Genomic DNA, 11,847 nt, shown 5'->3' on the forward strand with positions numbered 1-11,847 from the left:
TACCGAACAAACCGGTTTCAGTGCACGACTGTGACGGCCCTAAACTGTCCCCCGTGACCGAGAACACTCAGCAGACGCCAGCCAGCAACCCCGAACTGCCGACCCAGTACGCACCGGCCGAGGTAGAGGGGAAGCTGTATGAGCGCTGGGTAGAACGTGGTTACTTCGAGGCCGACGAGCACAGCGAGAAGCCGCCGTACTCCATCGTCATCCCGCCGCCCAACGTCACCGGCAGCCTGCACCTGGGCCACGCCTTCGAGCACACGCTGATCGACGCCCTCGTCCGCCGCAAGCGCATGCAGGGCTTCGAGGCGCTGTACCAGCCCGGCATGGACCACGCGGGCATCGCCACCCAGAACGTCGTCGAGCGCGAGCTCGGCAAGGAGGGCAAGTCCCGCCACGACCTGGGCCGCGAGGCGTTCGTCGAGCGCGTCTGGAAGTGGAAGAACGAGTCCGGCGGCCAGATCTCCGGCCAGATGCGCCGGCTCGGTGAGGGCGTCGCCTGGTCCCGCGAGCGCTTCACCATGGACGAGGGGCTGTCCACCGCCGTCCAGACCGTCTTCAAGAAGATGTACGACGACGGGCTGATCTACCGCGCCGAGCGCATCATCAACTGGTGCCCGCGCTGTCTGACCGCGATCTCGGACATCGAGGTCGAGTACCAGGACGACGACGGCGAGCTCGTCTCCATGACGTACGGGGAGGGCGACGACACCATCGTCGTCGCCACGACCCGCGCCGAGACGATGCTCGGTGACACCGCCGTCGCCGTCCACCCCGACGACGAGCGCTACCAGCACCTGATCGGCAGGCAGATCAAGCTGCCGCTGACCGACCGCACGATCCCCGTCGTCGCCGACCACCACGTCGACCCGGAGTTCGGCACCGGCGCGGTGAAGGTCACGCCCGCCCACGACCCGAACGACTTCGAGATCGGCAAGCGCCACGACCTGCCGTTCCTCACGGTCATGGACGAGCGCGCCGTCATCACGGTCCCCGGCCCCTTCGAGGGCCTCGACCGCCTGGAGGCCAGGTCCGCCATTGTCGGCGCGCTGCGGGCCGAGGGCCGGATCGTCGCCGAGAAGCGTCCGTACGTCCACTCCGTCGGTCACTGCTCGCGCTGCAAGACCACCATCGAGCCGCGTCTGTCACTCCAGTGGTGGGTCAAGGTCGCCCCGCTCGCCAAGGCGGCCGGTGACGCCGTCCGCGACGGCAGCGTCAAGATCCACCCGCAGGAGATGGAGAAGCGCTACTTCGACTGGGTCGACAACCTCCACGACTGGACGATCTCGCGCCAGCTCTGGTGGGGCCACCGCATCCCCGTCTGGTACGGCCCGAACGGCGAGGTCGTCTGCGTCGGACCGGACGACGAGGTTCCCACGGGCGAGGGCTGGACGCAGGACAGCGATGTCCTGGACACCTGGTTCTCCTCCGGCCTGTGGCCGTTCTCCACGCTCGGCTGGCCGGAGCGGACCGACAGCCTCGCGAAGTTCTATCCGAACTCCGTCCTGGTCACCGGCTACGACATCCTCTTCTTCTGGGTCGCCCGGATGATGATGTTCGGCCTGTACGTCAACGACGGCGTCCCGCCGTTCCACACCATCGTCCTGCACGGCATGGTCCGCGACGAGTTCGGCAAGAAGATGTCGAAGTCCTTCGGCAATGTCGTCAACCCGCTCGACTGGATGGACAAGTACGGCTCGGACGCGCTGCGCTTCACCCTGGCGCGCGGCGCCAACCCGGGTGTCGACGTCCCGATCGGTGAGGACTGGGTCCAGGGCTCGCGCAACTTCGCCAACAAGATCTGGAACGCCACGCGCTTCGCGCTGATGAACGGCGCGACGGTGGAGGGTGAACTGCCGCCCGTCGACCAGCTGTCGGTGACCGACCGGTGGATCCTGTCGCGGCTCAACAAGACGGTCGCCGAAGTCGACGCGTTCTACGACGACTTCCAGTTCGCCAAGCTCAGCGAGGCCCTCTACCACTTCGCGTGGGACGAGGTCTTCGACTGGTACGTCGAGCTGTCCAAGACGACGTTCTTCGCGGGCGGCGAGCAGGCCAGGGTCTCCGGCCGGGTCCTCGGCGAGGTCCTCGACGTGATGCTGAGGCTGCTCCACCCGGTGGTCCCGTTCGTCACCGAGACCCTCTGGACCACACTGACCGGCAGGGAATCCGTCGTCATCGCCGACTGGCCGGCCGCCGTGTCCGTTCCCGGGGCTGACGCCGCGGGCGGCTTCCGCGACGATGCCGCGGAGCGGGAGATCGCGCTCGTCCAGCAGGTCGTCACCGAGGTCCGACGGTTCCGTTCCGACCAGGGCCTGCAGCCCGGCCAGAAGGTCCCGGCCGAGCTCACCCTGACGGGCACCGCGCTCGCCCCGCACGAGGCGGCCATCCGTCAGGTGCTGCGCCTGCAGCCCGCCGAGGAGGGCTTCCACGCCACCGCGTCGTTGCCGGTCGCCGGGGCCACGGTCGCCCTCGACCTGTCCGGCACGATCGACGTCGAGGCCGAGCGCAAGCGCCTGACGAAGGACCTGGGCGCCGCCGAGAAGGAGAAGGCCCAGGCCAACGGCAAGCTCTCCAACGAGGCGTTCCTCGGCAAGGCCCCGGACAACGTGGTCGACAAGATCCGTGGCCGGCTCGCGAAGGCCGAGGCGGACATCGAGCGGATCACCAACCAGCTGGCGAACCTGCCGAAGGCCTGATCGCCCGCTGACGGCGAAGCCCCCGTACCCCCGGCAGGGGGAACGGGGGCTTCGCCGTTGCCCGCAGGGTCGGGGTCGGGGCTCCCGCACCGCCGGGCGCCGCGCACGATGTCCGTGCCCATCCGTAGACTGGCCCCGTGAGTGAGCCCCGCCCTTCCGACCGGCACGACGATCCCGATCCCGACGAGACCTTCGCGGAGATCGTCGACGAAGCGACCCAGCGCGACCCCGACCTGGCGGTGATCGAGGCCGGGAGCCGCACGCTGCGCACCCACTCGGGGCCGCCGCAGGGCCAGGAGGTCCCGACCCGCCCCGCCGACCCCGAGGTGGACAAGGCGCTCCGCGCGGTGGAGCAGGAGCTCGCCGGCCGCTGGGGCGAGACCAAGTTGGAGCCGTCCGTCGCGCGTATCGCCGCGCTGATGGACGTGCTCGGCGAGCCGCAGCGCGCCTACCCCTCGATCCACATCACCGGGACCAACGGCAAGACGAGCACGGCCCGCATGATCGAGGCCCTGCTCGGCGCCTTTGATCTGCGTACCGGCCGCTACACCTCGCCGCACGTCCAGTCGATCACCGAGCGGATCAGCCTGGACGGCTCGCCGATCGACCCCGAGCGGTTCATCGAGGCGTACCAGGACATCAAGCCGTACGTGGAGATGGTCGACGCCCAGCAGCCGTACCGGCTCTCGTTCTTCGAGGTGCTGACGGGCATGGCGTACGCGGCCTTCGCCGACGCACCGGTCGATGTCGCCGTCGTCGAGGTCGGCATGGGCGGCAGCTGGGACGCGACGAACGTGATCGACTCCTCGGTCGCCGTCGTCACCCCCATCTCGCTGGACCACACCGACCGGCTCGGCGCCACGCCCGCCGAGATCGCCGGTGAGAAGTCCGGGATCATCAAGCAGGGGGCCACGGTCGTCCTGGCGCAGCAGCCGGTCGACGCCGCGCAGGTCATGCTGAAGAAGGCCGTCGAGGTCGACGCCACGGTCGCCCGCGAGGGCATGGAGTTCGGTGTCCTCTCCCGTGAGATCGCCGTCGGCGGGCAGCTGCTGACGCTGCGCGGTCTCGGCGGTGAGTACGAGGAGGTCTTCCTCCCGCTGTACGGCGCCCACCAGGCGCACAACGCGGCGGTGGCGCTCTGTGCCGTGGAGGCGTTCTTCGGGATCGGCGCCGAGCAGCCCGGCGCACTCGACATCGACACGGTCCGCCGGGCCTTCGCCTCGGTGATCTCGCCCGGGCGCCTCGAAGTGGTCCGCTCCAGCCCGACCGTCGTCCTGGACGCGGCCCACAACCCGGCGGGCGCCCGCGCCACCGCCGACGGGATCTCCGAGGCGTTCGGTTTCTCCCGGCTGATCGGTGTGGTCGGCGCCAGCGGCGACAAGGACGTCAAGGGGCTCCTCGAAGCCTTCGAGCCGATCTTCGCCGAGGTCGTCGTCACCCAGAACTCCAGCGGCCGCGCGATGGACGCCGACGAGCTGGCCGCCGTCGCGGTCGAGGTCTTCGGCCACGACCGCGTCCAGGTCGAACCGCGTCTCGACGACGCGCTGGAGGCGGCGATCACCCTCGCCGAGGAAGAGGACGAATACGCGGGCGCCGGCGTCCTGGTGACCGGTTCCGTGATCACGGTCGGCGAGGCCCGGCTGCTCCTGGGGAGGCACTGACCGAAGTGCGTACGCTCTGTGCATCGACGCTGATCGGCGAGTTCTTCGTGATCGGTTTCGCCGGTCTCGTCGCGATGAAGTCCGACGACCTGACGAACACCACGGTCTGGACGGTCTGCGGCATCGGCATGCTGCTCTCCGTGCTGCTCTGCGGGATGATCACCCGCCCCGGCGGGGTGCAGCTCGGCTGGGCGCTGCAGATCGCCCTGGTGCTGAGCGGCTTCGTCGTCCCGATGATGTTCATCCTCGGCCTGGTCTTCGGCGGCCTGTGGTGGGCCTCGGTCCACTACGGCCGCAAGGTCGACGAGGCGAAGGCCCGCTGGGCGGCCGCGCAGGAGGCGGCCGAGGCCGCGGCCGGTGGCTGATCCCGTACCCCGTGGCCTCGGACCCCGGCCGGTCCAACCCGGCCACGGGGCCGTTCCCCTGTCCCTGTAGCCTCGCCTCACCGCACCCGCATGCCTTCAAGGAGCCGCACACCATGACCCAGCGCACCCTCGTTCTGCTCAAGCCCGACGCCGTCCGGCGCGGACTGGTCGGCGAGATCGTCGGGCGGATCGAGCGCAAGGCCGGCTGGCGGATCACCGCGCTGGAGCTGCGTACCCTCGACCGCGCCACGCTGGAGCAGCACTACGCCGAACACGTCGGCCGCCCCTTCTACGAGCCGCTCGTCGAGTTCATGCAGTCCGGCCCGATCGTGGCACTGGTCGCCGAGGGCGAGCGGGTCATCGAGGGCATCCGTACACTCGCCGGACCCACCGACCCGATCGCCGCCGCGCCCGGCTCCATCCGTGGTGACTTCGGCACGATCACCCGGGAGAACCTCATCCACGCCTCGGACTCCGAGGAGTCCGCGGAGCGAGAACTGAAGCTTTTCTTCCCCGGACTTTCCTGACCTCGGATCAGCCGAACAGCGCTCATGACCTGGGGCGACCGAATTAATTCGGTCGCCCTTCGGCATAGGGTCCCGGATCGCGGGAACGCATCACCCCGACGTAACGTCACCATGAGTGGAACGGCCACCCGTTCCGCCCACAAAGGCGAAGGACCCTCGCGCGGTGTCCGTGCATACGGCACTACGATGGAATCTTCCACGCCCGCAGCGCCCACCTCGCCGACCAGAACAAGCCATCATTGCTTGTCCGGAAGGCCCGACGCATCCTCATGGGGAACAAGGGGAACTCAATGTCGTTCATCGGCCGTGACATGGCTATCGACCTCGGGACTGCCAACACGCTGGTGTACGTCAGGGGGCGCGGCATCGTTCTCAACGAGCCGTCCGTCGTGGCCATCAACACCAACACCGGCGGCATCCTCGCGGTCGGCTCCGAGGCCAAGAAGATGATCGGACGCACACCGGGCAACATCGTTGCCGTGCGCCCGCTGAAGGACGGCGTGATCGCCGACTTCGAGATCACGGAGCGGATGCTCCGCTACTTCATCCTCAAGATCCACAAGCGCCGCTACCTGGCCCGTCCGCGGGTCGTCGTCTGTGTGCCCTCCGGCATCACCGGGGTCGAGCGACGCGCCGTCATCGAGGCGTCGACGCAGGCCGGCGCGCGCCAGGTGCACATCATCGAGGAGCCCATGGCGGCGGCCATCGGTTCCGGGCTGCCGGTCCACGAGGCCACCGGCAACATGGTCGTCGACATCGGTGGCGGCACCACCGAGGTCGCGGTCATCTCGCTCGGCGGAATCGTCACTGCCCAGTCGATCCGGGTCGCCGGTGACGAGCTGGACAACGCGATCATCCAGCACATCAAGAAGGAGTACTCGCTCCTCCTCGGTGAGCGCACCGCCGAACAGATCAAGATCACGATCGGTTCGGCGTACGACATGGACAAGGACGAGCACACCGAGATCCGCGGCCGGGACCTGGTCTCCGGGCTGCCCAAGACCGTGGTCATCTCGGCCGCCGAGGTCCGCAAGGCCATCGAGGAACCGGTCAACGCGATCGTCGACGCGGTGAAGACCACGCTCGACAAGTGCCCGCCGGAGCTCTCCGGCGACGTCATGGACCGCGGCATCGTCCTCACCGGCGGCGGCGCGCTGCTGCGCGGACTGGACGAGCGGCTGCGCCGCGAGACCGGCATGCCGATCCATATCGCCGAGGACCCGCTGGACTCGGTGGCGCTCGGGTCGGGCAAGTGCGTCGAGGAGTTCGAGGCACTCCAGCAGGTGCTGGACGCCCAGCCCCGCCGGTAGCCGGCACGGGCCGGCCCACAGGTACACAACACATCAGTCTGCTGTACGGACCACTGCGGCTCCGTACGCCGGATCGTTGATATACAGGCACGAACATTCCGACGAGGAAGGCACGGCCGCCGCACGTGAGGGACACACGAGAGAGCCGGCTGCTCCTGGTGCTGCTGATCGCCATCGCATTCGCACTGATCACGGTGGACATCCGCGGCGGCGAGGAATCACCGGTGGACGGCGCCCGGCGGGCCGCCGCCACGGTCTTCGGGCCGGTCGAGAACGGCGTCGCGGCGGCCGTCGACCCGGTGGGCAACGCCATAGGAGCGGTACGCGACTCCGGCACCCGGCACAACCGGATCGCTGAACTGGAGCAGCAGAACACCGCGCTCAAGACGAGGCTCGGCAGCGACGACCGGAACCGCAACCGGGTGCGCGAACTGGACCGGATGCTGAAGAAGTCGGCCGCCGGACAGTACGGCATCAAGGGCGCCGAGGTCATCGCCATAGGAGCGGCCCAGGGCTTCTCCTGGACCGTCACCATCGACGCGGGCTCCAACGACGGCATCAAGCGCGACATGACCGTCATCAACGGCGACGGGCTCGTCGGCCGGGTCACCACCGTCGGCCCGGACACCGCCACGGTGCTCCTCGCCAACGACCCCGACTTCACCGTCGGCACCCGTATGGAGAAGACCGACGAGCTGGGCTTCGCCACCGGCCAGGGCTCCCGGCCGCTGTCCGTCCAGTTCCTCAACGGCAAGGCCAAGGTGAAGAAGGGCGACCGTCTGGTCACCTTCGGCTCCAGCAAGGACAAGCCGTTCGTGCCCGGCGTCCCGGTCGGCGAGGTCGTCCGCGTCGACCCGTCGGGCGGTGGCCTGACCCGTACCGTCTACGTCCGCCCGTACGTCGGGTTCACCAAGCTCGACATCGTCGGCGTCGTCGTCCAGGCCCCGCGCGAGGACCCCCGCGACATGGTCCTGCCGAAGGCGCCGGCCAAGCCCGCCAAACCGAAGCCCACCCCGACCGTCACCGTGACCATCTCGCCCAACGGGGACATCGTCGACACCGACGGCAACGTCGTCGGGAACATCCACGAGAGTCCGGACCCCAGCGGAGGCCCGGACCCGAGCGGAAGTCCGGGCGCCACACCGAACACCGGCACCGCGGTCAACGAGCAGAGGTAGAGCTGATTCCCATGCGTCTGAACCGGATTCTGCTCTCCGTCGTACTGGTCGTGGTCGCCCTGGTCGTCCAGGTCTCGGTCCTCGCCCGGCTCCAACTCCCCGGCGCCGTGCCCGACCTGCTGCTCCTCGTCGTCCTCGCCCTCGCGTTCGTGTACGGGCACGTCAGCGGCGCACTCATCGGCTTCGGCGCGGGACTGCTCGCCGACCTGGCACCGCCGGCCGACCACGCCGCCGGGCGCTACGCACTGGTGCTCTGTGTCATCGGCTACCTCGCCGGACTGGTCAAGCCGGAGAACGGGCAGCTCAAGTCGGCGTTCGTCCCGATGGTCGGGGTCGTGGCCGCGGCGATCGGATCGACCCTGCTGTACGCGCTCGTCGGCGCGCTCGTCGGGGACACGGCGGCCCGTCATGTCGGGCTCGGCAGCCTGCTGTTCACCGCCGCCGTCTACGACCTGCTCCTCGCGCCGTTCGTCGTGCCCCTGGTCATGGCGGTCGCCAGACGCACGGTGAACGACCCGCTCGCCGACTCGTCCGGCGGCGACGTCGCCGCGGGCTGGCTGTCCTCCGGCACCGGACTGCGGATCGGCGGCCAGCGCGGCGGACTGCGCGTCAAGGTCGCCCGCAACCGGGCCGCACGCGCCGGACGGATCAAGGGAGTCAAGCGACTGTGAGGCCGCACCACCGGGAGGACATCCCCCGTACCTCCGGCCCGACCACCACCGGGGGCGCCCCGTGAGCAACATCCCCGAGACCGGCCGGACCCAACGGGTCCAGATCCGTCTCGTCGTCATCCAGGTCCTCGTCTTCTCCCTGCTGCTCACGCTCGGCGGGCGCCTGTGGTACCTCCAGATCCGCAACGGCCAGGAGTACAGCGACGAGGCGAGGAACAACCACGTCCAGCAGGTCGTCCAGCCCGCCGTCCGCGGCTCCATCCTCGACGCGCGCGGCGTGCCCCTCGCCGACAACGAGACCCGCCTGGTCGTCTCCGCCAGCCGCACCGAGCTGCTGAAGATGAAGGACGACGGCAAGGGCGTCCTGACCCGGCTCGCCGACGTCCTCGGCATGGAGCCCAAGGAGGTCCTCGACAAGGTCCGGCTCTGCGACGCGAAGACGCCGCAGCCCTGCTGGAACGGTTCGCCGTACCAGCCGATCCCGGTCACCGACGAGGCCACCACCCAGCAGGCCCTCCAGATCCGCGAACGTGCCGAGGACTTCCCCGGCATCACCGCCGAGCCCACCGCCGTACGCCGCTACGCCGCGCCCGGCAAGGCCAACACCGCCCAGGTCCTCGGCTACCTCTCGCCCGTCACCGACGAAGAGATCACCAAGGCCCAGGACACCGACTCGCCCTACCTGCGCTCCGACCAGGTCGGCCGCTCCGGGCTGGAGCGCACCTACGACAAGGAACTGCGCGGCAAGGCCGGTGTCACCCGCTACGAGGTCGACAACCTCGGCCGGGTCATCGGCGAGGCGAAGAACGACGAGGCGGAGCCCGGTTCCAGCGTCGTCACCTCCATCGACGCGAGGGTCCAGGCCGTCGCCGAGTACGAGCTCAACGAGGCGATGAAGATCGCCCGTCAGTCGTTCGACAAGAACACCGGTGAGAACTACAAGGCCGACTCCGGCGCCGTCGTCGTCATGGAGGCCAAGACCGGCCGGGTCGTCGCGATGGCGTCCCTGCCGAACTACGACCCCAACTCCTGGGTCGGCGGCATCTCCGCCAAGGACTACGCCAAGCTCACCGGCAAGAAGTCCAACTTCCCGCTGCTGAACCGGGCCATCCAGGGCCAGGCCGCACCCGGCTCGATCTTCAAGGTCATCTCCTCGACCGCGGCCGTCAACGCCGGCTACCCCTTCGACGGCCACTACCCCTGCCCCAGCTCGTACAACGTCGGCGGGCAGACCTTCAAGAACTTCGAGTCCCAGGGCTACGGGGACATCACCATCGGCCGGGCCCTCGAAGTCTCCTGCGACACCGTCTACTACGGCATCGCGCACAAGGAGTGGCTGAAGGACGGCGGCATGAACCCGAAGAAGAACGCCAAGGACTGGTTCTACCGGACCGCCCACCAGTTCGGCCTCGGCAAGGAGACCGGCATCGACCTCCCCAACGAGGTCAGCGGCCGCGTCCCCGACCGCAAGTGGAAGCAGAACTTCTACAAGGCGAACAAGGACGCCTGGTGCAAGCAGGGCAAGAAGGACGGCTCGTACGTCGAGAAGATCGCCTACGAGAACTGCCTCGAAGGCGACAAGATGCGCGCCGGTGACTCCGTCAACTACTCCATCGGCCAGGGCGACACCCTCGTCACCCCGATCCAGATGGCCACCATCTACGCCGCGATCTCCAACGGCGGCACCCTCTACGACCCCACCGTCGGCAAGGCGATCGTCAGCGGCGACGGCAAGAGCGTCAAGGAGATCGCGCCGAAGTCGCACGGCAAGCTGCCGTTCTCCCGCAAGACCCGCAACGAGATCGACGGCGCCCTCGCGGGAGTCGCGACCCGCGGTTCGGCGGCCTGGCGGTTCGGCGGCTGGCCGCAGGACAAGATCCCGATGCACGCCAAGACGGGTACGGCGGAGGTCTACGGCAAGCAGACGACCTCCTGGTTCGCCACGTACACCAAGGACTACTCGATCGTCATGACGATCTCTCAGGGCGGTACGGGTTCCGGCGCGTCCGGGCCCGCCGTGCGCAACATCTACGACGCCCTCTACGGTCTCGACGACTCCGGCAAGCAGGACCTGAAGAAGGCGCTGCTGCCCACCCCGCAGAAGTCCCTGCCGAAGATCCAGCGGGACGGCTCGATCGACGCCCCGGAGATCAAGCCGTACGACCCGAACTCGCAGAAGACCCCGGAGGAACAGACCCTCGCGGCGGCCCTGGGGAGGCGCGACTGATGGCCGGCTTCTCCGTCTCGCGGTACGCCCCCGAGCGCTCAGCCTGGGGCAAACTCGTCGCCCGCGACTCCGTCGTGCGCAAGCTCGACTGGCCGCTGCTCGGGTCCGCGATCGCCCTCTCCTTCATCGGCTCGCTGCTGGTCTACTCCGCGACCCGGGGCCGTGATTCGCTCACCCACGGCGACCCGTACTACTTCCTCTTCCGGCACGTGCTCAACTCCGGCATCGGCTTCGCCCTGATGATCGGCACGATCTGGCTCGGCCACCGCACCCTGCGCGGCGCCGTCCCGATCCTCTACGGCCTTTCGGTGATCCTCGTACTGGCGGTCCTCACCCCGCTCGGCGCCACCGTCAACGGCGCGCACGCCTGGATCATCATCGGCGGCGGCTTCTCGCTCCAGCCGTCCGAGTTCACCAAGATCACCATCATCCTGATCATGGCGATGCTGCTCGCCGAGCGCGTCGACGCGGGTGACCAGCTCCACCCCGACCACCGGACCGTCGCCAAGGCGCTGGGCCTCGCGGCCGTACCGATGCTCGTCGTCATGGGGATGCCGGACCTCGGCTCCGTGATGGTCATGGTCGTCATCGTGCTCGGTGTGCTCCTCGCCTCCGGCGCCTCGAACCGATGGATCCTCGGCCTGCTCGGCGCGGGCGTGGCGGGCGCCGTGGCCGTCTGGCAGCTCGGCCTGCTCGACGAATACCAGATCGCCCGCTTCGCCGCCTTCGCCAACCCCGCGCTCGACCCGGCGGGCGTCGGCTACAACACCAACCAGGCCCGCATCGCGATCGGATCCGGCGGCCTCACCGGAACGGGCCTCTTCCATGGCACCCAGACCACCGGCCAGTTCGTCCCCGAGCAGCAGACCGACTTCGTCTTCACCGTCGCGGGCGAGGAGCTCGGCTTCCTCGGTGCCGGGCTGATCCTCGTCCTGCTCGGCGTCGTCCTGTGGCGCGCCTGCCGGATCGCCCGCGAGACGACCGAGCTGTACGGCACGATCGTCGCCGCCGGAATCATCGCCTGGTTCGCCTTCCAGGCCTTCGAGAACATCGGGATGACGCTCGGCATCATGCCGGTCGCCGGGCTTCCGCTGCCGTTCGTGTCGTACGGAGGGTCCTCGATGTTCGCCGTCTGGGTGGCTGTCGGACTGCTCCAGTCGATCAGGGTGCAACGGCCGATAAGCGCCTGAGCCGGTGCGGTAGCAC

General features: G+C 68.9%; 9 protein-coding genes. All 9 read left to right on the forward strand.

The window, feature by feature from the left end:
* Positions 1 to 53: 53 nt before the first annotated feature.
* The 9 genes from ACIRP2_RS02465 to rodA all read left to right on the forward strand — a co-directional run bounded on the left by ACIRP2_RS02465 (position 54) and on the right by rodA (position 11,831).
* Positions 54 to 2,702, forward strand: a complete 2,649-nt coding sequence (locus ACIRP2_RS02465; protein WP_404245736.1) for a valine--tRNA ligase — start codon at positions 54 to 56, stop codon at positions 2,700 to 2,702.
* Positions 2,703 to 2,839: 137 nt separating this feature from the next.
* A complete protein-coding gene (locus ACIRP2_RS02470) occupies positions 2,840 to 4,363 on the forward strand; it encodes a bifunctional folylpolyglutamate synthase/dihydrofolate synthase (RefSeq protein ID WP_404245739.1) in 1,524 nt (507 codons plus the stop codon).
* Between the two features lie 5 nt (positions 4,364 to 4,368).
* Entirely contained in the window at positions 4,369 to 4,728 is a 360-nt protein-coding gene (locus ACIRP2_RS02475; RefSeq protein WP_391740841.1) for a DUF4233 domain-containing protein, read from the forward strand.
* 113 nt (positions 4,729 to 4,841) lie between these two features.
* The gene (gene ndk, locus ACIRP2_RS02480; protein ID WP_093898216.1) at positions 4,842 to 5,255 is read left to right on the forward strand and encodes a nucleoside-diphosphate kinase; all 414 of its coding nucleotides are present in this window, start codon (positions 4,842 to 4,844) and stop codon (positions 5,253 to 5,255) included.
* 290 nt (positions 5,256 to 5,545) lie between these two features.
* Positions 5,546 to 6,565, forward strand: coding sequence for a rod shape-determining protein (locus ACIRP2_RS02485; RefSeq protein WP_124268240.1), 1,020 nt, complete (start codon positions 5,546 to 5,548; stop codon positions 6,563 to 6,565).
* A gap of 125 nt (positions 6,566 to 6,690) precedes the next feature.
* Positions 6,691 to 7,743: a rod shape-determining protein MreC gene (gene mreC, locus ACIRP2_RS02490; RefSeq protein ID WP_404245742.1), complete on the forward strand. Its 1,053-nt coding sequence runs from the start codon at positions 6,691 to 6,693 to the stop codon at positions 7,741 to 7,743.
* A gap of 11 nt (positions 7,744 to 7,754) precedes the next feature.
* Entirely contained in the window at positions 7,755 to 8,414 is a 660-nt protein-coding gene (gene mreD, locus ACIRP2_RS02495; protein ID WP_404245744.1) for a rod shape-determining protein MreD, read from the forward strand.
* A 61-nt stretch (positions 8,415 to 8,475) separates the two neighbouring features.
* Positions 8,476 to 10,641, forward strand: a complete 2,166-nt coding sequence (mrdA, locus tag ACIRP2_RS02500) for a penicillin-binding protein 2 (protein WP_404245746.1) — start codon at positions 8,476 to 8,478, stop codon at positions 10,639 to 10,641.
* Positions 10,641 to 11,831, forward strand: a complete 1,191-nt coding sequence (rodA, locus tag ACIRP2_RS02505) for a rod shape-determining protein RodA (RefSeq protein WP_404245748.1) — start codon at positions 10,641 to 10,643, stop codon at positions 11,829 to 11,831. Before mrdA ends, rodA begins: the two co-directional genes overlap by 1 nt.
* Positions 11,832 to 11,847: the final 16 nt, after the last annotated feature.

The organism is Streptomyces sp. NPDC101194, from assembly GCF_044767885.1.
Classification (GTDB): domain Bacteria; phylum Actinomycetota; class Actinomycetes; order Streptomycetales; family Streptomycetaceae; genus Streptomyces.